At 63.9% G+C, this 26609-nt stretch carries 22 protein-coding genes; 11 read left to right on the plus strand and 11 right to left on the minus strand.

Features of this window, described 5'->3' with window-relative positions:
• Positions 1–4: 4 nt before the first annotated feature.
• Positions 5–2011 (plus strand): DNA topoisomerase IV subunit B, encoded by a 2007-nt coding sequence (parE, locus tag QQW98_RS11695; protein ID WP_290135116.1) that lies wholly within the window; start codon positions 5–7, stop codon positions 2009–2011.
• 76 nt (positions 2012–2087) lie between these two features.
• Entirely contained in the window at positions 2088–2939 is an 852-nt protein-coding gene (locus tag QQW98_RS11700; RefSeq protein ID WP_290135117.1) for an AAA family ATPase, read from the plus strand.
• Positions 2940–2952: 13 nt separating this feature from the next.
• Here QQW98_RS11700 and QQW98_RS11705 read toward each other — a convergent pair whose 3' ends face one another.
• Complete coding sequence (locus tag QQW98_RS11705; RefSeq protein WP_290135118.1) at positions 2953–4425, minus strand: methyl-accepting chemotaxis protein; 1473 nt, start codon at positions 4423–4425, stop codon at positions 2953–2955.
• Positions 4426–4520: 95 nt separating this feature from the next.
• Here QQW98_RS11705 and QQW98_RS11710 point away from each other — a divergent pair, with 95 nt between their 5' ends.
• Both QQW98_RS11710 and QQW98_RS11715 read left to right on the plus strand, forming a co-directional pair.
• Positions 4521–5702: a vWA domain-containing protein gene (locus tag QQW98_RS11710; protein ID WP_290135119.1), complete on the plus strand. Its 1182-nt coding sequence runs from the start codon at positions 4521–4523 to the stop codon at positions 5700–5702.
• A gap of 52 nt (positions 5703–5754) precedes the next feature.
• The gene (locus QQW98_RS11715; protein WP_290136935.1) at positions 5755–6615 is read left to right on the plus strand and encodes a DUF817 domain-containing protein; all 861 of its coding nucleotides are present in this window, start codon (positions 5755–5757) and stop codon (positions 6613–6615) included.
• Here the strand turns inward: QQW98_RS11715 and QQW98_RS11720 are convergent.
• From QQW98_RS11720 to QQW98_RS11730, 3 genes are read right to left on the minus strand one after another with little or no spacing between them, the layout of a single operon-like run.
• Positions 6545–7789: a M24 family metallopeptidase gene (locus QQW98_RS11720; RefSeq protein WP_290135120.1), complete on the minus strand. Its 1245-nt coding sequence runs from the start codon at positions 7787–7789 to the stop codon at positions 6545–6547. The genes QQW98_RS11715 and QQW98_RS11720 overlap by 71 nt on opposite strands.
• A 10-nt stretch (positions 7790–7799) precedes the next feature.
• Positions 7800–9008 (minus strand): exo-beta-N-acetylmuramidase NamZ family protein, encoded by a 1209-nt coding sequence (locus QQW98_RS11725; protein ID WP_290135121.1) that lies wholly within the window; start codon positions 9006–9008, stop codon positions 7800–7802.
• On the minus strand, positions 9005–9526 hold the full coding sequence (locus QQW98_RS11730) for a DOMON domain-containing protein (protein WP_290135122.1): 522 nt from the start codon (positions 9524–9526) through the stop codon (positions 9005–9007). The genes QQW98_RS11725 and QQW98_RS11730 overlap by 4 nt, the downstream gene beginning before the upstream one ends.
• Before the next feature lie 88 nt (positions 9527–9614).
• Between QQW98_RS11730 and tyrS the strand changes: the two genes are divergently transcribed.
• The 4 genes from tyrS to cysK all read left to right on the plus strand — a co-directional run bounded on the left by tyrS (position 9615) and on the right by cysK (position 13555).
• A complete protein-coding gene (gene tyrS, locus QQW98_RS11735) occupies positions 9615–10847 on the plus strand; it encodes a tyrosine--tRNA ligase (RefSeq protein ID WP_290135123.1) in 1233 nt (410 codons plus the stop codon).
• A 92-nt stretch (positions 10848–10939) separates the two neighbouring features.
• Positions 10940–11278 carry a PilZ domain-containing protein gene (locus QQW98_RS11740; protein ID WP_290135124.1) on the plus strand — a complete coding sequence of 113 codons (339 nt, stop codon included), beginning with the start codon at positions 10940–10942 and terminating at the stop codon, positions 11276–11278.
• 70 nt (positions 11279–11348) lie between these two features.
• A complete protein-coding gene (locus tag QQW98_RS11745; protein WP_290135125.1) occupies positions 11349–12641 on the plus strand; it encodes an MFS transporter in 1293 nt (430 codons plus the stop codon).
• Positions 12638–13555: a cysteine synthase A gene (cysK, locus tag QQW98_RS11750; protein ID WP_290135126.1), complete on the plus strand. Its 918-nt coding sequence runs from the start codon at positions 12638–12640 to the stop codon at positions 13553–13555. The genes QQW98_RS11745 and cysK overlap by 4 nt, the downstream gene beginning before the upstream one ends.
• 69 nt (positions 13556–13624) lie before the next feature.
• Here the strand turns inward: cysK and QQW98_RS11755 are convergent, their stop codons facing one another.
• The 4 genes from QQW98_RS11755 to QQW98_RS11770 form a co-directional block, all read right to left on the minus strand.
• Entirely contained in the window at positions 13625–15430 is a 1806-nt protein-coding gene (locus QQW98_RS11755) for an acyl-CoA dehydrogenase C-terminal domain-containing protein (RefSeq protein ID WP_290135127.1), read from the minus strand.
• 53 nt (positions 15431–15483) lie between these two features.
• A complete protein-coding gene (locus QQW98_RS11760) occupies positions 15484–15933 on the minus strand; it encodes a MerR family transcriptional regulator (protein WP_290135128.1) in 450 nt (149 codons plus the stop codon).
• 31 nt (positions 15934–15964) lie between these two features.
• Positions 15965–16339, minus strand: a complete 375-nt coding sequence (hisI, locus tag QQW98_RS11765) for a phosphoribosyl-AMP cyclohydrolase (RefSeq protein ID WP_290135129.1) — start codon at positions 16337–16339, stop codon at positions 15965–15967.
• 317 nt (positions 16340–16656) lie between these two features.
• Positions 16657–17430 carry a ComF family protein gene (locus QQW98_RS11770; RefSeq protein WP_290135130.1) on the minus strand — a complete coding sequence of 258 codons (774 nt, stop codon included), beginning with the start codon at positions 17428–17430 and terminating at the stop codon, positions 16657–16659.
• 75 nt (positions 17431–17505) lie between these two features.
• Here QQW98_RS11770 and QQW98_RS11775 point away from each other — a divergent pair, with 75 nt between their 5' ends.
• Positions 17506–18276, plus strand: coding sequence for a class I SAM-dependent methyltransferase (locus QQW98_RS11775; protein WP_290137059.1), 771 nt, complete (start codon positions 17506–17508; stop codon positions 18274–18276).
• A gap of 10 nt (positions 18277–18286) precedes the next feature.
• On the opposite strand, the gene ppdK is transcribed toward QQW98_RS11775, so the two are convergent.
• The 3 genes from ppdK to QQW98_RS11790 all read right to left on the minus strand — a co-directional run bounded on the left by ppdK (position 18287) and on the right by QQW98_RS11790 (position 24655).
• Entirely contained in the window at positions 18287–20971 is a 2685-nt protein-coding gene (gene ppdK, locus QQW98_RS11780; RefSeq protein ID WP_290135132.1) for a pyruvate, phosphate dikinase, read from the minus strand.
• Positions 20972–21091: 120 nt separating this feature from the next.
• Positions 21092–23626, minus strand: coding sequence for a glycine--tRNA ligase subunit beta (gene glyS, locus QQW98_RS11785; protein WP_290135133.1), 2535 nt, complete (start codon positions 23624–23626; stop codon positions 21092–21094).
• A gap of 117 nt (positions 23627–23743) precedes the next feature.
• Entirely contained in the window at positions 23744–24655 is a 912-nt protein-coding gene (locus tag QQW98_RS11790) for a glycine--tRNA ligase subunit alpha (protein WP_290135134.1), read from the minus strand.
• Between the two features lie 142 nt (positions 24656–24797).
• Between QQW98_RS11790 and QQW98_RS11795 the strand changes: the two genes are divergently transcribed.
• On the plus strand, positions 24798–25847 hold the full coding sequence (locus tag QQW98_RS11795) for a TraB/GumN family protein (protein WP_290135135.1): 1050 nt from the start codon (positions 24798–24800) through the stop codon (positions 25845–25847).
• Between the two features lie 208 nt (positions 25848–26055).
• On the plus strand, positions 26056–26601 hold the full coding sequence (locus QQW98_RS11800; protein ID WP_290137060.1) for a hypothetical protein: 546 nt from the start codon (positions 26056–26058) through the stop codon (positions 26599–26601).
• The last annotated feature ends 8 nt before the right edge of the window (positions 26602–26609 follow it).

A 26609-nucleotide genomic window follows, 5' to 3' on the forward strand; every position in this document is an offset into this window, starting at 1 on the left:
TCCTATGTCCGACGACCTGTTTGAAAATGCGCCCGCAACGGGCGGCGATTACGATTCCTCAGCCATCGAGGTGCTGGAGGGGCTTGAGCCGGTTCGCCGCCGCCCCGGCATGTATATCGGCGGGACGGACGACCGCGCGCTCCACCACCTTGCCGCCGAAGTCATCGACAACTCGATGGACGAGGCGGTCGCCGGCCATGCCAACCGGATCGAGGTCGTGCTGGAAGAGGGGCCGGAAGGCACCGCCGGCACGCTCAGCATTTCGGACAACGGCCGCGGCATCCCGGTGGACGAGCATCCCAAGTTTCCCGGCAAGTCCACGCTGGAAGTGATCCTCACCACGCTGCATTCGGGCGGCAAGTTCTCCGGCAAGGCCTACGCCACCAGCGGCGGCCTGCACGGCGTCGGCGTCAGCGTGGTGAACGCGCTCTCGGTAAAGACGCGGGTCGAGGTCGCCCGCAACAAGGAGCTTTTCGTCCAGGAATTCGCGCAGGGCCAGCCGCAGGGCAAGATCCGCAAGGAAGGCGCGGCGCCAAACCGGCGCGGGACGACGGTCACTTTTACGCCCGACCCCGAAATCTTCGGCGACCGCAAGTTCAATCCCAAGCGCCTCTTCAAGATGGCGCGGTCCAAGGCCTACCTGTTCGCCGGGGTGGAGATCCGCTGGAAATGCGCGCCCTCCCTGGCAAAAGACGACGTTCCGACCGAAGCCTCGTTCCAGTTTCCGGGCGGCTTGGCGGACCACCTTGCAGAGCAATTGGCCGGGTGCGAGTGCGCGACGAATGATCCCTTTGCCGGCAAGCAGGACTTTCCCGCCAGCGACGACGGCCAGATGCAAGGCAGCGTGGAATGGGCGATCGCCTGGCCGCTGTACTCCGAAGGATCGACCAGCTGGTACTGCAACACTGTGCCGACGCCCGATGGCGGGACGCACGAACAGGGACTGCGCGCCGCGCTGGTCAAGGGACTTCGCGCCTTTGGCGAGCTCACCAATACCCGCAAGGCCAAGGACCTCACCGCCGACGACGTGATGAACGGCGCCGAGATGATGCTGAGCGTCTTCATCCGCGATCCGCAATTCCAGTCGCAGACAAAGGACCGGCTGACTTCGCCCGAAGCCGCCCGACTTGTCGAAAACGCGGTGCGCGACCATTTCGACCACTTCCTCACCGACAATATGGACCGCGGCAAGGCGCTGCTGGGCCAGGTGATGGAGCGGATGGACGAACGCCTCGCCCGCAAGGCGGAGCGTGAGATCAAGCGCAAGACGGCAACCAATGCCAAAAAGCTTCGCCTGCCCGGCAAGCTGACCGATTGCAGCGGCGAAGGCGATCGGGAAACCGAGCTTTTCATCGTCGAAGGCGACAGCGCAGGCGGCAGTGCGAAGCAGGCGCGCGACCGCAAGTCTCAGGCAATCCTGCCGATCCGCGGCAAAATCCTGAATGTGGCGAGCGCGACGGCTGAGAAAATCCGCGCCAACAGCGAAATCGCGGACCTGGTGCTGGCGATGGGCTGCGGCACGCGCAAGGATTGCGATCCCGACAACATGCGCTATGACCGCATCATCATCATGACCGATGCCGATGTCGACGGCGCGCACATCGCGACGCTGCTGATGACGTTCTTTTTCCAGGAAATGCCGGACGTGGTGCGCAAGGGGCACCTCTATCTCGCCCAGCCCCCGCTCTATCGCCTGACTGCAGGCAAGGAGAGCCGCTATGCCCGCGACGATGCGCACCGGCGCGAGCTGGAAGAAACCGTGTTCAAGGGCAAGAAGGTGGAAGTCGGCCGCTTCAAGGGGCTCGGCGAGATGAACCCGCAGCAGCTGCGCGAAACCACCATGAACCCCGATACCCGCAGCCTGGTGCGGGTGACCCTGCCGCCCGATTTCGAACAGCGGGCCAAGGTGAAGGACCTCGTCGACCAGCTGATGGGCCGCAGTCCGGAACACCGCTTCAACTTCATCCAGAACCGCGCCGGCGAACTGGACCGCGATGCCATCGACGCGTGATGGCCGCTTCGCACTTGCGATAGCGGCCCCCTCCCCCTAACGGCTTAACCGCACGATTAACTCGTTCGAGGATTCCATGACCGACCAGCGTTTCGACGGCACCAGCAACTATATTGCGACCGATGATCTCAAGGTCGCGGTCAATGCGGCGGTGCTGCTGCGCCGCCCGCTGTTGGTCAAGGGCGAACCCGGCACCGGCAAGACGGTGCTGGCGCACGAGATTTCCAAGGCGCTGGATGCCCCGTTGATTGAATGGAACGTGAAGTCCACCACCAAGGCGCAGCAGGGCTTGTACGAATACGATGCGGTCGCCCGCCTGCGCGACGGACAACTGGGCGACGAGCGCGTCCACGACATTTCGAATTACATCAAGCGCGGCAAGCTGTGGGAAGCCTTTACCAGCGAGAAGCTGCCCGTGCTGCTGATCGACGAGATCGACAAGGCCGACATCGAGTTTCCGAACGACCTGCTGCAGGAACTCGACCGGATGAGCTTCGACGTCTACGAAACGCAGCAGCGGATCGAGGCGAAGGAACGGCCGATCGTAGTCATCACCTCGAACAATGAGAAGGAATTGCCTGACGCATTCCTGCGCCGCTGCTTCTTCCACTATATCAAATTTCCCGACCGGGAGACGATGCAGGAAATCATCGGCGTCCACTTCCCCGATATCCAGAAGACGCTGGTCAAGAAGGCGATGGATATCTTCTACGAGGTGCGCGACGTCCCGGGCCTGAAGAAGAAGCCCTCGACCAGCGAATTGCTCGACTGGCTGAAGCTGCTGATGAACGAGGACATGCCGCTGGAAGTGCTGCAGGACCGCGATCCATCGAAAGCGATCCCGCCGCTGCACGGCGCGCTGCTGAAGAACGAGCAGGACGTGATGCTGTTCGAACGTCTCGCCTTCATGTCGCGCCGCCAGAGTTGACGCGCCTCGGCGATCAGCGCTTGTCGTCGATGATGTAGGGTATTTCGAAGTCACCCCAGCGGCGGCCGTTCACGAACAGCGGCACGAACACGTTGCGCACCACCATGTAATCCTTGCCGTCGCCGTCCTGGCGATAGACGGCCATCATGTACGGCGCGCGGCTTTCCTTTGCCTTGCGGTCGATCGGGCCGAGCAGAATGAGGCCGTTGCGGGAGTGCTTCGTGTCGTGAGCGATGTCGCCGGTGGGCGCGCGCGACTTGTCGCTAACATGGGTCGGCAGGAAGCCCTTCATGTCCGTCAGCGAGCACATCGGGATGCGCGCATCCTCTTCGGTCACGCGGTCGAGCACGGGGCGCCAGTTCTTGTCGGTCCAGTCGGAAAAGCGCGTGCGGTAGCGCTGCGGATTGCTGCCCGGCACGGGCAGGTAATCGTTGTCGAACACGTCCGCCTCGCTGATCTCGCCGGACGCGATGGCCTGCTCGACCCGGTCGGCAAGCTGCTTCGTAACATCCTGCGCCTTGGCCACCATTTCGCTGTCTTCGGGCGACAGGCCGGCCTTGACGATGGTGTCGAACATTTCGCTCGCCGTCAGCTCCAGCTCTTCCATCCGGCTTTGCGAATTGACGAGCTTGCTTTCGTTCTCGATCGCGGCGGCGTCGAAGGTTTCCAGCACGTGCTGCACCTTGCCGACATGGTCGCTGATCGTGCCGGTGGCGCGGGCGATTTGGTCGTTCTGCTTGTCGACTTCCTCGACCAGTTCGGCGACGCCACTGATCGTCTGGTCGATGCTGGCGATGGAGGATTTCGCATTCTCGCTGGCCTTGGCACCGTCTTCGATCTTCGCGATCACGGACTTGGCTTCGGATTCCAGCGCCTCGATCGTGTGCGAAATTTCGTTCGTCGCGGTGCGCGTGTCACCGGCGAGTTTCTTCACTTCGTTGGCGACCACGGCAAAGGCGCGGCCGGCCTCGCCCGCGCGCATTGCCTCGATAGTGGCATTGAGCGCGAGGATATTGGTGGTCTCGGCGATCTCGTTGATGTTCTGCGAGCTGTTCTTCACCTGGTCCATCGCCGCCGCGAATCCGGTGACGTGCTGCGACAGGGTTTCAACGAGCTCGAGCAAATGTCCAACCTGGTCGAGCGACGACCGGATCAGGCTGGTCCCTTCCCCCAGCCGGGAAATCGCGCGTTCAGACAGCAGGCGGGCTTCGTCGCTCGCTTGGGTGACCTTCTGCTGGTCCGCCTCGAGCTCGGCCACCGTACCCAGCAGCTCGGCGTGTTCGTTGCGCAGTCTTTCGGAGCTCTGGATGACCTTGCCGATTACGCCGGCGACGTCGGAACAGCCGACCGCGACCTCGCCGCAGCTGGCCGGCACGCGGGCAAGCATGGCCTCGTCGAACGCCGGGCGAACAGCGCCATCCACTGCGGACCTTAGCTGCTCGTCCAGCTCGTGCTGGCCCGCAGGCGTTATCTTGCTATATTCCATTCCGTGCGCACCCCTGTGTGTGCTTGCAGCGTGTATGCGCACGTGGTTACCGTCCGGTAAATTTTCGCATCCCGTCACGGAGAGTTTTGCAGCCGATGTTCTACAACTTCATGGACGAATTGCGCAGTGCCGGCATCGCGGTAACGCCGAAGGAACACCTGGTGCTGCTGGAAGCGCTGGAGCGCGACGTGATCGAGCAGTCTCCCGAGGCGTTCTACTACCTAAGCCGCGCGACATTCGTGAAGGACGAGGGGCTGCTGGACCGCTTCGACCAGGTCTTCAACAAGGTCTTCAAGGGGATCCTGACAGACTACGGGCAGGAGCAGGTCGATGTGCCCGAAGAATGGCTGAAGACGATCGCCGAGAAGTATCTTTCCGAAGAAGAGATGGCCAAGATCAAGGCGCTGGGCGACTGGGACGAGATCATGGAGACGCTGAAGAAGCGGCTCGAGGAACAGCAGAAGCGCCATCAGGGCGGCAACAAGTGGATCGGCACCGGCGGCACCAGTCCGTTCGGCAACTCCGGCTACAACCCCGAAGGCGTGCGCATCGGCGGCGAAAGCAAGCACAAGCGCGCCATCAAGGTGTGGGAGAAGCGCGAGTTCCAGAACCTCGACAACACGAAGGAGCTGGGCACACGGAACATCAAGGTGGCGCTGCGCCGCCTGCGCCGTTTCGCGCGGGAAGGCTCCCCGGACGAGCTCGACATCGACGCGACCATCGACGGGACGGCGAAGCAGGGTTGGCTCGACATCCAAATGCGGCCGGAGCGCCACAATGCCGTAAAGCTGCTCCTGTTTCTCGACGTCGGCGGGTCGATGGACCCCTTCATCAAGCTGGTGGAGGAGCTCTTCAGCGCCGCCACGGCCGAGTTCAAGAACATGGAGTTCTTCTACTTTCACAACTGCCTTTATGAGGGTGTGTGGAAGGACAACCGGCGGCGCTGGCAGGAGCGCACGCCGACATGGGACGTGCTCCACAAGTTCGGCCACGACTACAAGATCATCTTCGTCGGCGATGCGGCGATGAGCCCGTACGAGATAACCCACGCAGGCGGCAGCGTGGAACATTTCAACGAGGAGCCGGGCGCTGCGTGGATGCAGCGGGTAACCAACACCTATCCCGCAACAGTCTGGCTCAACCCGGTGCCCGAAAAGCAGTGGAGCTATTCGCAAAGCACCAGGATGCTGAAGGAACTGGTCAACGACCGGATGTATCCGCTGACGCTGGACGGGCTGGAGGATGCGATGCGGGAGCTGAGCCGTAAGCACGGATAGGCCGGGCGGCCCCACCGTCAGCCACAGCCGTTTCCACCGCGTCCGCGCACAGCTGGAGGCGTTCGAACCGCGGCCGGGCTGGCGCGCGTGGGTCTATGAATTCCTGCTGTTCGGTATCAAGCAAGGCTGGGCCTGCCTGTTTGGCGGTTTGCTGCTGGCCCTGCTGCTGGCGACGCATTTCTTCTACCCGGACGATGCGCCGCTGCATCGGTACGACTTCCTGACCCTTGCGGCGATAGCGATCCAGGCGGGCATGCTGCTGCTGCGGCTCGAAACCCTGCGAGAAGCGGCGGTGATCCTGATCTTCCACGTGGTCGGCACTGTGATGGAGCTGTTCAAGACCGCCGCGGGATCGTGGATCTATCCGGAGGAAAGCCTGCTCCGCATCGGCGCGGTGCCGCTGTTTTCCGGTTTCATGTACGCGGCCGTCGGCAGCTATATCGCGCGGATATGGCGGATCTTCGATTTCCGCTTCACCCGCTATCCGCCGCCTTGGATCACCTGGCTTCTGGCCGCGGCGGTCTATATCAATTTCTTCGCCCACCACTGGACGGTGGACATCAGATACATACTTTTCGCGGCGACGCTGCTGGTCTTCGGGCGCACGCGCATCCACTTCCGCGTGTGGCGGACCTATCGCTGGATGCCGCTGATCGTGGGCCAGTTCCTCGTCGCGGTGTTCATCTGGTTTGCCGAAAACATCGCGACCTTCGCCAATGCGTGGAATTATCCAGGACAGGAAGCGGGTTGGGAGTTGGTCGGCCTTTCGAAGCTCGGCAGCTGGTTCCTGCTGATGTTGATCAGTTTCGTGCTGGTGGCCCTGGTCCAGCCTGTCCGCCCGCTCAGCCCGCCGGATCGTCGATCGAATTCGGCGGGGTCGTGGACCAGCGCGGCCCGCTCTCGGTCATGGTGAAGCAGTCTTCCAGCCGGATGCCGAATTCGCCGGGCAGATAGATGCCGGGCTCGTTCGAGAAGCACATTCCGGGCGCCAACGCCGTTTCCTCGCCGCGGACAAGATTGATCGGTTCGTGCCCGTCCAGCCCGATGCCGTGGCCGGTGCGGTGCGATGTACCGGGAAGCTTGTAGTCGGGGCCGTAGCCCAACCTTTCGTAATAGGCGCGCACCGCATCGTCGACCTCGCCGGCGCTCCGCCCCAGCTGCGCCGCTTCGAAGGCGACGTCCTGACCCTTGCGCATCTGCGACCACACGAGGCGCTGTTTGGGCGTGGCTTCGCCGAACACCATCGTGCGGGAAATGTCGGACTGGTAGCCGTGGACGTTGCAGCCGCAATCCATCAGCACGACCTCGCCCGGGCGCACTTTCTGCGGCATGCCGGTGCCGTGGGGATAGGCGCTCGCTTCTCCGAGAAGGACGAGGGCGAATTCCGGCGAGCCGCCCATCTGGCGCGTTGCGGCATTGATCATCCCGCCGATATCGGACGGCGTCATGCCCGCCTCGATGCGGGGGATAACGTCGCGATAGGCGGCCTGCGTGATGTCGTTGGCGACCTGCATCAAGGCGAGCTCGGCAGGCGACTTGAACATGCGGCATCCGCGCACGACCGGATTGGCGCTGACGATCCGGGCGTCCGGCATCGCGGCGGCAAGACCGCCCACCGCGAAATAGCGAACCGTTTCCTCGATTCCGACCTTGCCCTTGTCGAGCCCGCGCGTCGCCAGCCACGCGGCCACCTTGGCGAGCGGGTCTTCATGCTCTTCCCACGTCGCGACCTCGGCCTCGATAGCGAGCGATTCGCGCACCGAAGGCTCTTCGAAAAATGGCGTTGTGACCACGCATTCGCCCTCTCGCGTCAGCACGGCGCCCGTCAGCCGCTCGCTGCGCCACCAGCGCACGCCGGTGAAATAGGTCAGGCTCGAGCCCGCCTCGATCAGCACCGCGTCGATATCGTTCGCCCGCATCAGCACAGCGGCGCGCTGGATGCGCATAGCGCGTTCTTCGGGCGTAATCGGCTGCGCGTTGGCGGCCAGCTTGGGCAGCGCATCGCTCTGCCGCGCGGAAAGGCCCACCGGCGTGGCGGCGGCGACGGCACCCAGACCGGCCAGCTTGGCGAAATCGCGGCGATTCATAGTCGTCTCCTCAATACAGCAGCAAGTCGGTGACCTGGTCGCGCCACGCGGCCTCGTCCTTCGCCGCCATCGCGTCGAGGTCGGCGGGCGTGCTGGCGGGATCGTCCACCCACTCGCGCAGGGACGGCCCGCCGTTGATCACATCGATCGCCAGCGTGTCCTGCGTGTATTCGTATTTGAATTCGCGCCCGCGCCAGATCGGATAGTCGGGATGGAGGGTGCGGATGGCCTTGAAAGCCAGCGCCTGCAGCCGCCACGGCCGGAACGCCTCGTGATCGTAGAATGCCCCTTCGGCATGGATCATCAGCGCATTGCACAATTCGCCGGCGTGCTTGTGGAAGGTCGGCTCGAACCAGCAATCGCGCAGCGCGCAGCCGGCGAGCCATTCGGGCGCAATCCGCTCCATCTCGGCGAGCACCGCCTTCGCATCGAGGTCTGGCGCGCCGAACAGCACTTCCAGCGGACGGGTCGTGCCCCTCCCCTCGCTCAGCGTCGCGCCTTCGATCATCACCGTCCCCGCATAAGCGCGCGCCATGTTGAGGCTGGCGGCGTTGGGGCTGGGGTTGATCCAGATGCGGCCGACGGGCCAGCCGTGGCCTGTCCCATCAGGCTCGTAGCCCTGCATCCCCACGACGCGGTAATCGACGTCGAGGTCGAAGTGATGGATGAACCATTGGCCCATCTCGCCCATCGTCAGCCCGTGTCGCATCGGCATCGGTGCCGCACCGACGAAGCTTTCGTGGCCGGGCACCAGCAAGGTGCCTTCCACCGGACGACCTGCGGGGTTCGGACGGTCGAGCACCCACACGGTTTTGCCGTGCATAGCCGCCTCTTCCAGCAAGTAGAGGAGCGTGGTGACGAAGGTGTAGATGCGGCAGCCGAGGTCCTGTAGGTCGAACAGGAAAACATCGGCGCTCGACATCATCTGCCCGGTCGGGCGGCGCACATCGCCGTAAAGCGAGAAGATCGGGATGCCGTATTGCGGATCGGTCTCGTCCGCCGTTTCGACCATGTTGTCCTGCTTGTCGCCCTTCAGCCCGTGCTGGGGGCCGAAGGCGCTGGTGACGTTCACTCCGGCGGCGATCAATGCATCGAGGCTGTGCGTCAGGTCCGCAGTAACCGAGGCCGGGTGAGCGACGAGAGCAACTCGCTTGCCCCGCAATTGCTCAAGCAGCGCCGGATTGGCCAGCAGGACGTCGATACCGAACAGCGCGCTCACAGGCGGCCTGCCAGGTTCAATGCGCGGCAGACTTCGCTGTGGAACTCGGGCTTGCCGTCCGCGAAAGCCAGCGCCCAGAATTGCAGGTCGCCTTCCTTCGTTTCGATGATCGCGTTCAGCGCCACGCTGGCGGGCAGCGGCAGGGCGCTATCGACGCTGGCGGTCAGTTCGAGCGAATGTGCATCGTGGGTGCAGGTCTGCTCGATCTGTTCCACGGGGGCATCGTGGGAATTCAGGCGGAAATCGTCGAAATCGTAGCACGCCCACCGCAGCGAGGGGGACAGGTTGAACTCGCGGTAATAGCTGTCGCCTTCCGGCTGCCAGAAAATTTCGAAACAGGTCGTCTTCCAGAGGTTGTCCATCCTCTCCGGCGCTGTTTTTTGCGGTATGACGATAGCGTCCATGTCGCCTTCGACACGGAACACGGCCTCGCAACCTCTCTCGGTGGGATGGATTTGGGCCGAGATCGAACGGATCGGTCCGGCGGTGCAGTCTGGGTGGAGGACAAGCTGGTGCATCCCCCCATCCTATCGCTGCAAGCGCGCCCGCCCGCAAGGCAAGACTGGGCGCTTGGGAACAGCCGCGTTCGTTGCTAGAGGCCGCGCCATGAGCAGCTACACCTCCGACCTGATGCGCGTCCTAGAAGGGCGCGGATATATCCACCAGACAACCGACGCGGACGCCCTCGATGCGCTCGCGGCAAAACAGGTGGTGCCGGGCTATATCGGCTTCGACGCCACCGCGCCGTCGCTCCATATCGGCAGCCTGGTGCAGATCATGATGCTGCGCCGGCTCCAGCAAACCGGGCACAAGCCGATCGTGGTGATGGGCGGCGGGACGACCAAGATCGGCGATCCCAGCGGCAAGGACGAAAGCCGCAAGATGCTGACCGCGGCGGATATCGACGCGAACATTGCCGGCATCCGCACCGTATTCGAACGGCTTCTGACTTTCGGGGACGGGCCGACCGATGCCGTGATGGTCAACAACGACGAGTGGCTCAGCGAACTCGGCTATATCGAACTGCTCCGCGATGTCGGGCCGTATTTCACGGTCAACCGGATGCTGACGTTCGATTCGGTGAAGCTGCGGCTCGACCGGGAACAGCCGCTGACTTTCCTCGAGTTCAATTACATGATCCTGCAGGCGTACGACTTCGTCGAACTGGCACGCCGCTACGAATGTCGCTTGCAGATGGGTGGCAGCGACCAGTGGGGCAATATCGTCAACGGGATGGATCTCGGCCGCCGGATGGAAAGCCGCGAGCTGTTCGGCCTGACGACGCCGCTGCTTACAACTGCCGACGGGGCCAAGATGGGCAAGACCGCATCGGGCGCCGTGTGGCTCAATGAGAAGCAGCTCCCGGCTTACGATTTCTGGCAATACTGGCGCAACGTGGACGACCGCGACGTAGGCCGCTTCCTGCGCCTGTTCACCGACCTCCCGCTGGACGAGATCGCCCAACTGGAGGCGCTGGAAGGCAGCGAGATCAACGTCGCCAAGGAGACGCTCGCCAACGAGGTGACGGCACTGGTGCGCGGCCGCGACTCTGCCGTGGGCGCTGCGCAAACCGCGGCGCAAACATTTGCCGGCGGCGGAATGGGTGACGACCTGCCCGAAGCGACCGTGCCGCCCGAAGGCATGCCGATCGTCGCTGCGTGCACAGCGCTCGGCTTCACCGTCTCCAACGGCGAGGCGAAGCGCAAGGTCGCGGAAGGCGCGGTGAAGCTCGACGACGAGAAGGTTTCCGATCCGCGACACCAGGTGACGCTGAGCAGCGGTAAAACGGCTCGCCTCAGCCTCGGCAAGAAGAAGCACGGCATCCTGCGCGGCGCGTAAGTCCTCTTACCGGACGGTTTCCCCGCAATTTACCGTTTGGCAGGCAATCTGCTGCATAGTCCATCCCCAGCCATTTGTACGGGGAGCAGACAGTGTCGGCAGGAGCACAACTTTCGGTAACGGACCAGCGCCGTTCCACGCGTCATCCGGTGGACTTTCCGGTCATCGGGGAGCATCGCGCCAAGGGCGATATGCAGCTGCATATCACCAACATCTCGGCCCACGGTTTCATGATCGATGGTGCCGCCGATATCGACAGAGGCGACCGCGTGGTGATCCGCCTGCCGGATATCGGCCGGATCGAGGCTCACTGCATCTGGATTGCGGGCGAACGCTCCGGCTTCCAGTTCGAACGCATCCTGCGGCTCGACGATTTCAACATGATGATCAAGACGGTCCAGCCCAACCCGCGCCTGCGCCGCCGGCGCTGACAAGCGTTCCTTCGCCGCCCGATAGCGGCGGCGACTTCACAAGCGCCCGGCGCGGTGCCATGGCGCGCAGGTGAGCGCCAGGCCTTCCCCATTCCGCATAGGTAATTTCCGCGCCTACTGGGTAGCGCGGCTTTCGATGACGCTGGCGCAATACGCCATGCTGCTGATCATCGGATGGCAAACCTATAACCTCGCCCGCGACGGCGGCATGGACGTGGGCGCGGCATCGGGACAGCTGGCCCTGATCGGCCTTCTGCAATTCCTGCCGCTGTTCGTGCTGACGCCGTTCTCGGGCCTCGCCGCCGATCGCCTCAACCGGCGCGGCGTGGCTCAAATGACCATTGCCCTGCAGATGGTGTGTGCGGGCAGCCTGGCCGCGCTGTCGTGGTTCGACCTCATCAGTATTCCGTGGCTGTTCGGTATCGCGGTGTTCCTCGGCATCGCGCGCGCCTTCAACGGCCCTGCCCTGTCCGCCCTCGCCCCCAACCTGGTGCCGAAGGAAATCCTCCCGACCGCGATCGCCCTGTCCTCCATCGCTTGGCAGAGCGGGATGATCGTGGGTCCTGCCATCGGCGGGTATCTCTACGTCGTCGACCCGGCGATGCCCTATGTGGCGGCCTTCGCGCTGTTCGCGATCGCGCTGCTATCGCTCGGCTTCATCGGCCACGTACCGCGCACGCCGATTGCCGGCGCGCAGAGGCCGATCGGGCAAGTCGTCGATGGTCTCAAATACGTGGTCCGGAACAAGATGGTGCTGGGCGCCATTACGCTCGACCTGTTCGCGGTCTTCCTGGCCGGGGCGACCGCGCTGTTTCCGGTATTCGCCCGTGACATCCTGCAAGTCGGCGCGACGGGCCTCAGCCAGCTGGCCGCCGCACCCGCTGCCGGTGCAGCGATAACCGCGCTGTTCTTTTCGTTCCGCCCGCTGAAGACGAACGTGGGGCCCAAGATGCTGATAGCAGTGGCGGTATTCGGGCTGGCCACCATCGGCTTCGGCTTCTCGCGCTCCATGCCGCTCAGCCTTGCGCTGCTGTTCGTCGTCGGCGCGGCGGACATGTTCAGCGTCTATATCCGCCAGTCGCTGATCCAGCTGCACACGCCCGACGAAAAGCGCGGCCGGGTCTCCGCGGTTTCGCTGCTGACAATCAGCGCATCCAACGAGTTCGGCGATTTCTTCTCCGGTACGCTCGCCTTCATCATCGGCCCCATCGCCGCAGTCGTTACCGGCGGCGCCGGCGCAATTCTCACCGTGGCCTTGTGGGCCTGGGTGTTCCCGGTGCTGCGAACGACGCGGACCTTCGACCCGCCCGATGCGTTGCAAGAGCAGACCGAAACGGAAACAAAGCAGGAGCAACTGCCATGAAAGCCGACACCATTCTCGCCACCATCGGCGGCACCCCGCACATCCGCCTTAGCCGGATGTTTCCGGACCACGAGGTCTGGGTGAAGAGCGAACGCGCCAATCCCGGCGGATCGATCAAGGACCGCATCGCCCTCGCCATGGTCGAGGATGCGGAAAATTCAGGCCATCTGAAGCCGGGCGGCACGATCATAGAGCCCACCAGCGGCAACACCGGCATCGGCCTCGCGATGGTCGCCGCGGTCAAGGGCTATAAACTCGTGCTCGTCATGCCCGAAAGCATGAGCATCGAACGTCGCCGACTGATGCTCGCCTATGGCGCAAGCTTCGACCTGACGCCGAAGGAAAAGGGCATGAAGGGCGCCATCGAGCGTGCGAGCGAGCTGGTCGAGCAGACGGACGGTGCGTGGATGCCGAGCCAGTTCGACAACGAAAGCAATTACAAGGTGCACACCCGCACCACCGCGCAGGAGATCATCGAGGATTTCCGCGATGCGCCGATCGACGTGATGATCACCGGCGTGGGTACCGGCGGCCACATCACGGGTTGCGCGGAAGAGATGAAGAAGGTCTGGCCGGACATGAAGGCCTACGCCGTCGAACCGCAGGGCTCGCCCGTCATCAGCGGCGGCCAGCCGGGCCCGCACCCGATCCAGGGCATCGGCGCGGGATTCATTCCGGAGAACCTGCACACCCAGTCCATCGACGGTGCTATCCAGGTCGATCCCGAAGACGCGAAAGAGATGGCTCGCCGCGCCGCGCGTGAGGAAGGCATGCTCATCGGCATTTCGAGCGGCGCGACACTGGCCGCGATCGCACAGAAACTGCCGGACTTACCCGCCAGTAGCCGTGTGCTCGGGTTCAATTACGACACGGGCGAGCGCTACCTTTCGGTGCCGGACTTCCTGCCCGAATAACTACTGGGCGAAACGAAAAAGGCCGGCTCCCGTCACCGGGGCCGGCCTTTTCACTGTTTGTCGCCGTTATCAGGCGGCGGTGGCAAAGGCGTCTTCGGCCAGTTCCATCATCGCTTCGCTGCCGGCCTCGATCTTGCGGCGCAGGGCGCCTGCATCGGGCAGGTAGCGTTCGGTGAAGTAGCGGGCGGTTACCAGCTTGTTCTGGTAGAACGCCGCATCATCGCCGCCTTCGGCAATCTTGACCTGCGCCACGCCGGCCATCTTCAGCCACATGGTGCCGAGCGCCACGATGCCCATGATGTGCATGTAGTGGTGCGCACCGGCGCCCAGGTGGTTGGGGTTCTGCATCGCGTTCTGCATAAACCACATGGTTGCCGCCTGCTGCTGGCCCAGCGCCTTTTCCAGCGCCTCTGCCAGCGGAGCGAGCTTTTCGTCTTCCTTGCCCTTGGCGATCTCCTCGCCCACGAACTTGAACCACGCCTGGATCGCCCGGCCGCCGTTCTGGCCCAGCTTGCGACCGCACAGGTCCATCGCCTGGATGCCGTTCGTGCCTTCGTAGATCTGCGCGATGCGTGCATCGCGGACGAACTGTTCCATGCCCCATTCTGCGATGTAGCCGTGGCCGCCGTAGACCTGCTGCATGTTGGTGGTGACTTCATAGCCCTTGTCGGTGCCGTAGCCCTTGATGACCGGGGTCATCAGGCTGATGAGGTCGTCGGCAGCCTGCCGCTCTTCTTCGGACTGCGCCTTGTGGCTGAGGTCCTGTTGCAGCGCGCCCCACAGGATCAGCGCCCGCATACCCTCGTTGAAGGCCTTGGCGTCCATCAGCATCCGGCGCACGTCGGGATGGACGATGATCGGATCGGCCTTTTCCTGCGGATCGGCCGGACCGGTCAGCGCGCGGCCCTGGCGGCGGTCGGTCGCGTAGGTGACCGCGTTCTGGTAGCTGACTTCTGCCTGCGACAGGCCCTGCACGCCGACGCCAAGGCGGGCGGCGTTCATCATGATGAACATGGCGGCGAGGCCCTTGTTCTCCTCGCCGACCATCCAGCCCTTGGCGTTGTCGTAATTGAGGACGCAGGTCGAATTGCCGTGGATGCCCATCTTGTGCTCGATGGACCCGCAAACGACGCCGTTGCGATCGCCCAGCGAACCGTCGTCGTTGATGAGGAACTTGGGCACGATGAAAAGCGAAATGCCCTTCGAACTGTCCGGCGCGTCCGGCGTTTTCGCCAGCACCAGATGGATGATGTTTTCGGTAAGGTCGTGCTCGCCTGCGGAGATGAAGATCTTAGTGCCGGTGATGGCATAGCTGCCATCGGCCTGCGGTTCCGCCTTGGTGCGGATCATGCCGAGGTCGGTACCGCAATGTGGTTCGGTCAGGTTCATGGTGCCGAGCCACTCGCCCGCGACCATCTTGGGAAGGTATTTTTCCTTCTGTTCCTGGCTGCCTTTGGCAAGGATTGCATTGATCGCGCCGGTGGTGAGACCGGGGTACATGCCGAACGCCTGGTTGGCGCTGGAGATGAATTCCTCGATCGCGAAGCCGATCACGTGCGGCAAGGCCTGCCCGCCGAATTCTTCCGGAGCGGTGAGCGTGCCCCAGCCTGCCTCGCGGAACTGGTCGAAGGCATCCTTGAAGCCGGTCGGCGTGGTGACGGAGCCGTCCTCGTGCCGGGTGCAGCCTTCCTCGTCACCGACCCGGTTGAGCGGCGCGAGCACGTTGGACGTGAACTTGCCCGCTTCGTCGAGGATCGCGTCGACGAGGTCGGGGGTCGCGCCTTCAAAACCCGGCAGGTTGATGTAGTTTTCGAGGCCAAGCACGTCGTGCATCAGGAAACGCGTGTCGCGGGTCGGGGCGGTATAAGTCGGCATCAATCGGCTCCTGGAAAGAAGTCAGTAGTCGGGGGGTTCGAAAAGCCCTAGCCTCAGTCGCGTTTCTGCGGGAGGTCGAGCGCTTCGATGGTGGAAACGAATTCGGTCAGTTCGGCGATCGAGGAATCGATGTCCTCGCGCTGGCGCTTAAGCTTCTCGATTTTGTCGGTGCAGCGTTCCACGGTGACGCGGCGCTGTTCGACGCGGCCGTCGCCGAGATCGTACAGGTCGATCAGTTCGCGGATTTCGCCGAGGCTGAAGCCCACGTTCTTGGCCCGCATGATCCATGCCAGCCGCGCGCGGTCGCGCTTCGAATAGATGCGCGTCAGGCCCACCCGCTGCGGGGCGATAAGGCCTTCGTCCTCGTAAAAGCGGAGCGCACGCGCGGTGACGTCGAATTCGCTCGTCAGGTCGGAGATCGCATAATTCTCGCGCCCGCTCGCGTCAGGGCGTTCGAGATGGGCGCGGCCATGCGGATGGAGTTTTGCAACGCTGCTTGCCATGCAGCCTTTCTAGCTATCCTTTACGTAAGCGTCAAGACCTCACCTTTCGGAGAGCGCCGTCTTCCAGCCGGCGATAGAAACAGCTGGTCGAACCGGTATGGCAGGCGGGGCCGGCGGGCTCGACGATCAGCAGCAACGCATCCTGGTCGCAGTCCACCCGCATCTCCCGCACCTTCATGGTGTTGCCCGACGTCTCTCCCTTGCACCACAATTCCTGTCTGGAACGCGACCAGAAGGTGGCCATGCCGCTTTCACGAGTGGCAGCAATCGCGTCTGCATTCATGTGCGCGACCATCAGGATTTCACCGGAACCAGCCGCCTGAACAATTGCGGTTACCAGTCCGTCGGCCCCGAACTTGGGCATGAATTTGCTGCCCTGCTCCCTGTCGTCGCTGTCCGTCGTCATGCGTATTCTCCTGTTTCGCTGCCGTAGCGTCTTGTTGCACGATAACAACAGCGTCGTCGCAAAATCGAAGCCCGATCTCTTTGCCGCTTTGGCTTTTCGCCGACGCGTGGAAGAACCGCCTCATCGTTTCGAGAGGGGCGTCCACTGAGGGCCCGAACAGGGTTCAGGGGGAGAAGGCAGCGGCATTCTATGCCGCGCCACAATGAGGGATCTGGCCCGGCGATCATAGGGGGTGGTCGCCACGCTGATACAGCGGGTCAATAAAGATTCGTCACGTTGCGCCCGGGCCTTGTCCCGGGCGCTTCTTTTTCTGCCAGTCACATCGGCGGCGGTACGGGCTCGGCATGGGGCAAGGCCTCGTCGAGGACGCGGGCGAAGCAGGCAATCGTCACCCGACGCGCGCCCGCTTTCTTGAGCGCGCGAACGCAAGCCTCTGTCGTCGCGCCGCTCGTCAGCACATCGTCGACGAGCACGACATCGCGGTCCTTGAGTCGCGCCGCCCAATTCGGCGCCACGATGATCGCTCCCTGCAGTGCTTTTGCCCGCTGCTTCCTGGATAGCCCGCCCAGCGAGGGCGTTGGCCGTGTCCGTCGCAATGCGTCGAGAGCGAGCGAGGCGCCGCTCATGCGCTCGATCTCGCGTGCCAGCAGGGCGGACTGGTTGAAGCCGCGTTGCCACAGGCGGACGCGGTGGAGCGGGACAGGCGCCAGCAGCGTGTCTTCCGACAATGCCCCAAGCCGGCGCAGCATCAGCCGGGCCATAAGCCGCGACAGGGCGATCCGCTTGCCGTGCTTGAAGGCGAGCACCAGCTTGCGCGAGGCATCATTGTAGAGCGTGGCGGCCGCGATGCCGTCATGCCGGGGCGGATAGGTCAGACAGACGGCGCAGGTCATCCCATCCTGCGCGCCGTGCCCCAACGGTCGCTGGCAGGATGTGCAATTCGGATCGCCGGGTATCGCAAGCTCGCCCCAGCAAGGCTGGCACAGTCCGCCCTGCTCCCCGATCGCAGCACCGCACAGCGGGCAGCGCGGCGGATAGACAAGGTCGACCACCGGTTTCAGCGCGTCGCCGATGGGCCTCAGCACCTGCATCGGCCCATCTGGCCTGCTTCGCTCTCGTGTGGCAAGCCTTGTCTTCCGCAGCGCAGCGGGGCATCCGCCGGTGTCATGGCCACTACCCCGCCCCGCATCTTCGATCCTGTCCGCCGCGCCGCGATTCGGCGCCGCATGGCCGCGCTGCAGGCCCGCACCGATGCCCCGCGTTACCTGATCGGCGAGATGGTCGAGGATGTGCTCGAACGGCTTGCCTTCCTTCGCATCGAGCCCGGTCGGGCGCTGGTGGTCGGCGACTGGACCGGCGACCTCGGCCGGGCGCTGGCGGGGCAAGGGTTCGCCGTCACCGCTACGGATCCTGTGTTGGCCGAAGTCCCCTTGCAGGAGGAGCAACCCTATCCCGAAGGCGGTTTCGACCTCGCCGTATCGCTGTGCACGCTCGACACCGTCAACGACCTGCCGGGCGCGCTGGTTCATCTGCGCGCGACGCTGGCGCCCGGTGGCCTCATGATCGCCTGCTTCCCCGCCGCCGGCAGCCTTGCCAAGTTACGGCGCATCATGCTGGCGGCGGAGCCCGAGCGGCCCGCGGCGCGGATGCACCCGATGGTCGACACGCGCGCCGGGGCGGAGCTGCTGCAGCGGGCGGGCTTTGCCGATCCGGTGGTCGACAGCCATGCGCTGGACGTGCGCTTTTCCACCCTGCTCGGCCTGGTGGCGGACTTGCGCGCGCAGGGCCTCTCCGCCGCGCTCGCCGACCGGGCGCCGATGCTCGGCCGCCCTGCCCTCGCCCGGGCACAGGCCGAGTTTGTGGCGCTGGCCGATCCTGACGGCAAGCTGGCCGAACGCTTCGAGATCCTGACCCTTAGCGGGTGGCGCAAATCCTGACCCAAAGGGCCTAGCCGAGCGCCGCCTGCGCCGCGGCAAGCCGCGCAATTGGCACGCGATAGGGGCTGGCCGATACGTAATCGAGCCGCTGGCCTTCGCAGAACGCAATGCTTGCCGGATCGCCGCCGTGCTCCCCGCAGATGCCGAGCTTGATGTCACCTCGGGTCGCCCGACCCCGCTCCGCGGCCAGTGCAACCAGTTCTCCCACACCCTCCACATCGAGGCTGACGAAAGGGTCGCGCGGGTAGATACCCTTGTCGACATAGGCGCCGAGGAAGCTCGACGCGTCGTCGCGGCTGACGCCCAGCGTGGTCTGGGTGAGGTCGTTGGTGCCGAAGCTGAAGAATTCGCCCTCTTCGGCGATTTCCCCGGCCCTCAGCGCGGCGCGCGGCAATTCGATCATCGTTCCGACGAGATAGGCGACCTCGCGTCCCTTTTCCGCGAACACCTCCCTCGCAACACGGTCGACCAGCGCACGCATAAGCGCCAGTTCGCGGCGTGTGGCGACCAGCGGGATCATCACTTCGGGCAGCGGTGCCTCGCTGGCGGCGGCAACGTCGCATGCCGCCTCGAAGATCGCCCGCGCCTGCATCTCGTAGATTTCGGGATAGGTCACGCCGAGCCGGCAGCCGCGATGGCCGAGCATGGGGTTGAATTCGTGCAGTTCGGCGGCGCGCCGCTTCAGATGGTCAACTTCCAGTCCGGTCGCTTCGGCAAGCTCCTCGAATTCCGCATCGGCGGAGGGGAGGAATTCGTGCAGCGGGGGGTCGAGCAGGCGGATGGTGACCGGCAGGCCTGCCATTTCCTCGAAGATGCCGGCAAAGTCGCTGCGCTGTTCGGGAAGGAGCTTGGCGAGCGCCTGTCGCCGCCCGGCCTCGCTGTCGGCGAGGATCATCTGCCGGACCGCGCTGATGCGTGCGGCGTCGAAGAACATGTGCTCCGTCCGGCAAAGGCCGATGCCTTCCGCGCCGAACTGGCGCGCCCTGCGACAGTCCGCGGGGGTTTCCGCGTTGGCGCGCACGCGCATCCGACGATGGCTGTCGGCCCAGTCCATGATCGTGCCGAAATCGCCCATCAGCTCGGGCTCGATGGTCGCCACTTCGCCGGCCATCACCTGCCCGTTCGCCCCGTCCAGCGTGATGTGGTCGCCTTCCTTGAGCTCGCGTCCGCCGATCCTGAGCGTCCGCGCCGCCATGTCGATCGACACGCCGCTCGCACCCGACACGCACGGGCGGCCCATGCCGCGCGCCACCACGGCCGCATGGCTCGTCATCCCGCCGCGCGCCGTCAGGATGCCCTGCGCCGCATGCATGCCGTGAATGTCTTCGGGGCTTGTTTCGACGCGCACCAGGATGACCTTGTCGCCCTTCCCCGCGCGCTGTTCCGCCGTATCGGCGTCGAGCACGATCACCCCGCTCGCCGCACCGGGAGAGGCAGGAAGGCCGGTCGTCAGCACGTCGCGCCGGGCATCGGGATCAAGCGTGGGGTGCAGCAGCTGGTCGAGGGCCATGGGATCGATCCGCTTCACCGCCGTCCGTTCGTCGATCAGCCCTTCGCCGACCATGTCGACCGCCATTTTCAGCGCTGCCTTCGCGGTGCGCTTGCCGGTGCGGGTCTGCAGCATCCACAGCGTGCCGTCCTGCACGGTGAATTCGATGTCCTGCATGTCCTTGTAGTGGCGCTCCAGCAGGTCGAACACGCGCGCAAGCTCGGCATAGGCATCGGGCATCGCCTCTTCCATGCTGAGCGGTTTGGCCCCTGCCGCCTCGCGCGCGGCCTTCGTCAGGTACTGCGGCGTGCGGATGCCGGCGACCACGTCCTCGCCCTGCGCGTTGATCAGGAATTCGCCGTAATAGGCGCGCTCGCCCGTCGCCGGGTCGCGGGTGAAGGCAACGCCGGTGGCGCTGGTGTCGCCCATGTTGCCGAACACCATTGCCTGTACGTTCACCGCCGTGCCCCAGTCGGCGGGGATGCCGTTCAGCCGGCGGTAGACCTTGGCGCGTTCCGCATCCCAGCTTTCGAAAACGGCGGCGATTGCACCCCACAGCTGTTCTTGCGGGTCTTGCGGAAACGGCGTGTCGTGCTCACGGGCGACGATGGTCTTGAACTCGCCAACCAGCGCCTTCCAGTCCCCGGCGGTCATTTCGGTGTCGGAGTAGAAGCCCTGGTCTTCCTTGGCGATTTCCAGCGCCTCTTCGAACAGGCCGTGGTCCAGGCCCATGACAACATCGGAATACATCTGGATGAAGCGGCGATAGCTGTCCCAGGCGAACCGCTCGTCCCCGCTGGTGGCGGCAAGCCCCTCCACCGTCTCGTCGTTGAGGCCGAGGTTGAGGACGGTGTCCATCATGCCCGGCATCGACACCCGCGCGCCGGAGCGGACGGAGACCAGCAGCGGGTCCGCCGCATCGCCGAACCGCTTGCCGACGGTGCGCTCCACATGGGCCAGCGCCTCGGCCACGTCGCTGCGCAGCCGGTCGCCGAACGCCCGATCGTCCTGAGCCTGTCGAAGGGCGCCTTCGTTGAGGTAGCGGACCGATTCTTCGGTGGTGATGGTGAAGCCTGGAGGCACCGGCAGCCCGATGCTGGCCATTTCCGCCAGGTTCGCGCCCTTGCCGCCGGTGACGGTCTTGTCCTTCTGGCGCTCGTCCGAAAGGGGCGCGTTTCCGCCGAAGGTGTAGACTGTCTTGGTCATTGCTTATTCCCGTTCATGGAACACCGGATGGGGTCTTTCGCAAAACTCCGCCGTGCATCCATCCCTTTGTATCAATGCAGTTTTCGCGCCGCTTTGGACGCCTGCGTGTCACCTTTCACCTCAGCCCTCGATCCGGCTGAAATCGGCCACCTCGTGCACCGCGTCGCGGAACCGCGCGAGCAGGCCCAGCCGGGCCTGGCGCTTTTCCGCATCGTCGGCATTGACGGTGACCTCCTCGAAGAAAACGTCGATCGGCGCACGAAGACTGGCGAGCGCGGCCATCGCATCGGCAAACCGCTCCTCCTCCACCGCGGCGGCGGCTTTCGGCTCCACCTCGTCCAGCGCGTCAATCAGGCCCTGTTCGGCCTTTTCGGGCGTGTAGGAAAGCGCACGGGCGGGCGCGTGCAACTGCGCATCGACGACAGCGCGCATGTCCGGATCGTCGACCAGCGCCAGCGGGTCTTCCTCGCCCGTGTGCGGTTCCAGATCGGCGCCGCCCTGCCAGTCTCCCTTCTTGAGGATGTTGGCCGCGCGCTTGTAGCCGGCGAGGAGATTGGCGCCGTCTTCGGTGTCCATGAACGACTGGAGCGCCTTCACGCGGGCAAGGAGGCGGACGAGATCGTCCTCGCCGCCGAGCGCGAAGACCGCATCGATGAGGTCGTGACGGACGCCTGCCTCGCGCTGCTGGACCTTGAGGCGGTCGGCGAAAAATTCAAGAAGTTGTAGTTGAAGATTACTGAAAGGCTGGAACGTGGAATAGACGCCCACCAAACCGTCCTCGACAGGCTTTCCGATGGGCTTCGGATCATCGGTGGGATCATAGAAACCCAACTCGAAATCTTTCCAGTCGCTGCCCTCAAAATTAGCTTCGCGATAAAGGAAAAGCTCCGTCTGCCTACCGCCCTCAATGCCTTCCATCTCGCGAAAAAATATTGGGGCCGATGATCTGATTTCGTCCCCGACTTCCAATCCAAGTGTGTCCGCTTTCGGACCCGACGCATAAATTTTGTAGGCCCTCTCGATCAATTCCTTGATGTTTATGCGAAGCTCGTTTTTGGCGATCAACGTTAGGATGCTGATCGCCTGTCGGCGAAGCGCAAAAGGATCTTTTGAGCCAGTGGGCTTTTCGCCGGCTCCCCAGAGGGCGAAAAGCGTATCCAGCTTATCCGCCAAACTCACCGCCACCGTGACCGGAGCAGTCGGCACGTCGTCGCCCTGCCCGACCGGCTTGTAATGATCGCGGATCGCGTCGGCGACGGCATCGGGCAGGCCTTCGGCGCGGGCGTAGTAGCCGCCCATCAGGCCCTGCAGTTCGGGAAACTCGCCGACCATTTCGGTGACGAGGTCGGCCTTGGCGAGGCGCGCGGCTTGCTCGGCCATATCCGCGAGCTCTCCCACCGCTCGTGCTGAGCCCTGAGCTTGTCGAAGGGTCGAAGTACGAGTGGCTGGCACAGCGTCCGATCCTTCGACAGGCTCAGGATGAGCGGACGTGGTTTCGGATGATGGTTTGACGATGCCTTCCTCTATAAGCCAGCGGGCCAGCTTAGCCAACCGCTCGACCTTGTCGGCGACGGTGCCCAGCTTTTCATGGAAGGTAATGCGCCTGAGGCCTTCGGCATGCTCCGCGAGCGTCTTCTTGCGGTCGACGTCCCAGAAGAAGCGCGCGTCGGACAGGCGGGCGCCGAGCACCTTTTCATTTCCCGCAATGACGGCCGCCCCGCCATCTTTCGCATCGATATTGGCCGTGCATATGAATGTCGGCGACAGTTCGTCATCATTGCGTTGGGCAATGAAATACTTCTGATGCACTCGGGCGGAGAGCTGGATCACCTCAGGCGGAATCTCGAGAAAGGCTTCGTCGAAACCGCCCGATAGAACGACCGGCCATTCGGTAAGACCTGCGTTCTCGATGACCAGCCCCTCGTCCTCGATCACCTCGAGGCCAAGGCTGTCAGCCTCATTCCGCGCTCCTTCACGGATGATTGCGGCGCGTTCTTCGTGGTCAACGATAACGTGACCGGCGCGCAGCTTCATCGCATAGTCGTCCGCCCCGCCGATGGTGATGTCGCCCGAATGATGGAAGCGGTGGCCGAGCGTAACCGCGCCCGAGGTAACGCCGTGCACTTCGCACTCGACGATCTCGGTACCCAGCAGCGCGACGATGCCCGAAAGCGGACGTACCCAGCGCAAGGATTCCGTGCTGATCGAAGCCGCCCCCCAGCGCATCGACTTGGGCCAGCTGAAATCGCGGACGATCGCGGGGATGGCGGACGCGAGCAGGTCCTTCGTCGCGCGGCCCGGGATGTTTTTCACCGCGAAATAGGTCTCGCGACCCTTCACGTCGCGGATTTCGAGATCGGCTTTGTCGACACCCGCCTTGCGGCAGAAGCCTTCGAGCGCTTGTTCGGGTGCGCCAACCGGCGGGCCCTTCAGTTCCTCGCTCACCGCCTCGGTCGCTTCGGGCAGGCCGCGCGCGATCAGCGCGAGGCGGCGCGGGGTGGACCAGACGGTGACATCCAGCCGCTCACCCTGAGCCTGTCGAAGGGCGGCTGCATCCATCTCGCGGCGGAACAGCTTTTCGAGCTCGGCGCGCGCATCGGCCTGCATCCGGGCGGGGATTTCTTCGCTGCGCAGTTCGAGGAGGAAATCAGGCATGGGCCCTCTCCTCCACCGAGGCCCGCTCATGCTGAGCTTGTCGAAGCATAGGCAGGAGGCTGGGGTCGCGCATGGCCTTCGACAAGCCCAGGCTGAGCGGATGTGGCGCGAGGAACCTCATGCCGACCACTCCGGATATTTTTCGGCCCACACGGGTGCTTCCTTTGCCATATGCGCCTCGCAACTGCCGCGCGCGAGGTCGCGGACGCGGCCCATGTAGCTGGCGCGCTCCTGCACGCTGATCACGCCGCGCGCCTGCAGCAGGTTGAAGATGTGGCTCGCCTCCACCGCCTGCTCGTAAGCGGCAATCGGCACTTCGTTCGCGAGCGCGTTCTTGCACTCGGCCTCCGCCTTGTTGAACAGGTCGAACAGCGCGTCTGTCTCCGCGACCTCGAAGTTCCATTTCGACATCTGCCTCTCGTTCTCGAGGAAGACGTCGCCATACGAAACGCCCTGTCCGTTGAAGTCGAGGTCGTAGACGTTGTCGACGCCCTGGATGTACATGGCGAGGCGTTCGAGCCCGTAGGTGAGCTCGCCCGCAACCGGCTTGCAGTCGAAGCCTCCCATCTGCTGGAAATAGGTGAACTGGGTGACTTCCATCCCGTCGCACCAGACTTCCCAGCCCAGCCCCCATGCGCCCAAGGTCGGGCTTTCCCAGTCGTCCTCCACGAAGCGGATATCGTGCTTCAGCGGATCGATGCCGATCACGCGCAGGCTTTCGAGATACAGGTCCTGGATCTCGGGCGGGCTCGGCTTCAGGATCACCTGGTACTGGTAATAATGCTGGAGCCGGTTCGGATTCTCGCCATAGCGGCCGTCGGTCGGGCGGCGGCAGGGCTGCACGAAAGCGGCGTTCCACGGCTCGGGCCCAAGCGCGCGCAAGGTGGTCGCAGTGTGGAATGTGCCCGCGCCCATGCGCATGTCGTAAGGCTGGAGTATCAGGCAGCCGTGCGCCGCCCAAAAATCGTGCAGCGCGAGGATCATGTCCTGGAAGGACTTTTGCGGATTGCGTTCGACGGTTGTGCTCATTTCGCGTGGGGCAATGGCTTACGGGCGAAACAGCGTCAATGCCGCAGCGCACAATCCGGCGGTTGCCATGCGATGCGCAGCCTCTGGACGTGCGCAGGGCGAGCACTTAGGCTGCGTGGCGAACAGACAGGGGCAAGCGTCGATGAATTTACGGATCGCGGTAACGGGATTGCTTGGGACCCTGCTCATGCCGCTCGGCGCAACGGCGCAGGATGTCGCCAATGTCGAAACCGCAGAAGTCGTCGCGGTCGAGCTCGTTGAGGCCGGGCCGCATCCCGACCTCGCGCAGGATTACGAGCCCGATCCCGCCCTATGGGTGCTTTCGGATCACGACACCACGATCTACCTGCTGGGCACGTACCACGCCCTGCCCCCCGGCTTCGAATGGCGCACCCCGCTGCTCGACCGCGTCATGAAGTCGGTGGACGAGCTGGTGCTGGAAACCAGCGACGCGGATATGAACGGCATCAAGCAATACGCCCAGATGACTGCCATCATGGAGCGGCCGGCTGCCGGAAAGGCGGCCAGCATCGCGGCGCGCCTATCCCCGCAAGCCCGCGAAAAATGGGCATTGCTCGGAGAGAAAACCGGTCTGGGTACCCAGCTGCTCGACGAGATGCCGCCGCTTTCACTCATTTTCCTCCTCGAAGGTATCAATGCCGAAATGAAGGACTTCGAGGACAGTCTGGGGGTCGAGACAATCCTGACCCGCGATTTCAATCGCATGGGCAAGCCGATCGGTTCGATCGAGGACAGTATCGAGGTTCTGAGCAATCTGATGGCCATCGACGAGGGTCTTTGGATTGCCTCGCTGGACGAAGATTTGCGAGATTGGGATGGCGACCAAGTCGAGACCTTGTTCAGCAACGGCGCGCATTTTGGTAATTCTTCGGTCAATCGAAAGCCCGACGTCAGCGGGATCGCTGCCGACAATCCGTTCTATTCCGAACACATGTGGGCCAAGGGCTTGGGCGATGTCGACGACATGGAGTTCGGACAAGGGGAGCTGGGCCGCACCTTCCGCCGCGTGCTGCTGGAAGACCGCAACCGCGCATGGTCGTTCTGGCTGGCCGACCGACTGGAGCGCCCCGGCACGCTGCTCGTCGCGGTTGGATCGGCCCATTTCGGCGGCGCCGATTCGGTTCTTGCCATGCTGCACGAGCGCGGCCTTGAGGCGAAGCGCATAAACTAGCGTCGCTTACCGGCACGACAAATGGCGCAATCCCGCAGATTGCGGAGAGATTGGTCATGTCGAGGTGACATTATGTCAGGTTGTGTTGACATAGGCACAATATCGCGACATATAGTAAGGACAACCTGACATAGTGGAGTGACAGCGTGAGCCAGGATAGATTTGCTATCTCCCTTTCGAGCCGGACAACCGACGACGTTGGCAGCGAATGGATCCGCCGGAACGGGCCCGCTCTTTCGATCCTCATCGGCACCGCATTCATGGCTGGCGCGGCTTTCGGACTGCTCGCAGCTTTGTCTGCCTTGGCGCCGGCACTTTGAGCGAGGTCGCAATCATGCCACCTATTCAGTTCATCCGGGCCCATGGCCTCTACATGCGGGCCGCCGAAGTCGGTGCCGCGTCGTCACTGGTCGTCTTGCTGGGAGCGCTGGACCAAGTTCCAGCATGGGCAACCCAGCTTGCGCTGGGGCCGCTGCTGATTGCAATCGGCATCATGCTCTACCCCACGCTGCGCGACGAGTTCGCAGAAAAACTATGGCTGCGCGGTCTGGAGGCGGCCTTGAACTGCGCGGTTGCACTGACCCTCGGCCCGTGGATTTTCGGGCACGGCCTGAACCTGATCGCGGATGCTGCCAATGTCGTACATGACGATTTCAGCACCGCGCCTGCGCTGACCGGCCGCATCGCCGGCGCCATCATCATCTTCGCCTTCTTCCTCGGCTTTCACCTCCGGCGACTGCCGGGCTTCAAGTGAGAACGACA

The sequence above is a fragment of the Alteriqipengyuania flavescens genome, from assembly GCF_030406725.1.
In the GTDB taxonomy this organism is placed as follows: domain Bacteria; phylum Pseudomonadota; class Alphaproteobacteria; order Sphingomonadales; family Sphingomonadaceae; genus Alteriqipengyuania_B; species Alteriqipengyuania_B flavescens.

Bases quoted from the DNA above. Each gene is read 5' to 3' on its own strand.
- QQW98_RS11710 (WP_290135119.1), top strand. From the start codon at position 4,521: ATGTTCTACAACTTCATGGACGAATTGCGCAGTGCCGGCATCGCGGTA.
- QQW98_RS11720 (WP_290135120.1), bottom strand. From the start codon at position 7,789: ATGAATCGCCGCGATTTCGCCAAGCTGGCCGGTCTGGGTGCCGTCGCC.
- glyS (WP_290135133.1), bottom strand. From the start codon at position 23,626: ATGCCTGATTTCCTCCTCGAACTGCGCAGCGAAGAAATCCCCGCCCGG.
- QQW98_RS11790 (WP_290135134.1), bottom strand. From the start codon at position 24,655: ATGAGCACAACCGTCGAACGCAATCCGCAAAAGTCCTTCCAGGACATG.
- QQW98_RS11800 (WP_290137060.1), top strand. From the start codon at position 26,056: ATGGATCCGCCGGAACGGGCCCGCTCTTTCGATCCTCATCGGCACCGC.
- QQW98_RS11755 (WP_290135127.1), bottom strand. From the start codon at position 15,430: ATGCCGACTTATACCGCCCCGACCCGCGACACGCGTTTCCTGATGCAC.
- ppdK (WP_290135132.1), bottom strand. From the start codon at position 20,971: ATGACCAAGACAGTCTACACCTTCGGCGGAAACGCGCCCCTTTCGGAC.
- QQW98_RS11760 (WP_290135128.1), bottom strand. From the start codon at position 15,933: ATGGCAAGCAGCGTTGCAAAACTCCATCCGCATGGCCGCGCCCATCTC.
- QQW98_RS11705 (WP_290135118.1), bottom strand. From the start codon at position 4,425: ATGGAATATAGCAAGATAACGCCTGCGGGCCAGCACGAGCTGGACGAG.
- QQW98_RS11795 (WP_290135135.1), top strand. From the start codon at position 24,798: ATGAATTTACGGATCGCGGTAACGGGATTGCTTGGGACCCTGCTCATG.
- QQW98_RS11730 (WP_290135122.1), bottom strand. From the start codon at position 9,526: ATGCACCAGCTTGTCCTCCACCCAGACTGCACCGCCGGACCGATCCGT.
- QQW98_RS11775 (WP_290137059.1), top strand. From the start codon at position 17,506: ATGGCCACTACCCCGCCCCGCATCTTCGATCCTGTCCGCCGCGCCGCG.
- QQW98_RS11770 (WP_290135130.1), bottom strand. From the start codon at position 17,430: ATGCAGGTGCTGAGGCCCATCGGCGACGCGCTGAAACCGGTGGTCGAC.
- parE (WP_290135116.1), top strand. From the start codon at position 5: ATGTCCGACGACCTGTTTGAAAATGCGCCCGCAACGGGCGGCGATTAC.
- QQW98_RS11700 (WP_290135117.1), top strand. From the start codon at position 2,088: ATGACCGACCAGCGTTTCGACGGCACCAGCAACTATATTGCGACCGAT.
- cysK (WP_290135126.1), top strand. From the start codon at position 12,638: ATGAAAGCCGACACCATTCTCGCCACCATCGGCGGCACCCCGCACATC.
- tyrS (WP_290135123.1), top strand. From the start codon at position 9,615: ATGAGCAGCTACACCTCCGACCTGATGCGCGTCCTAGAAGGGCGCGGA.
- hisI (WP_290135129.1), bottom strand. From the start codon at position 16,339: ATGACGACGGACAGCGACGACAGGGAGCAGGGCAGCAAATTCATGCCC.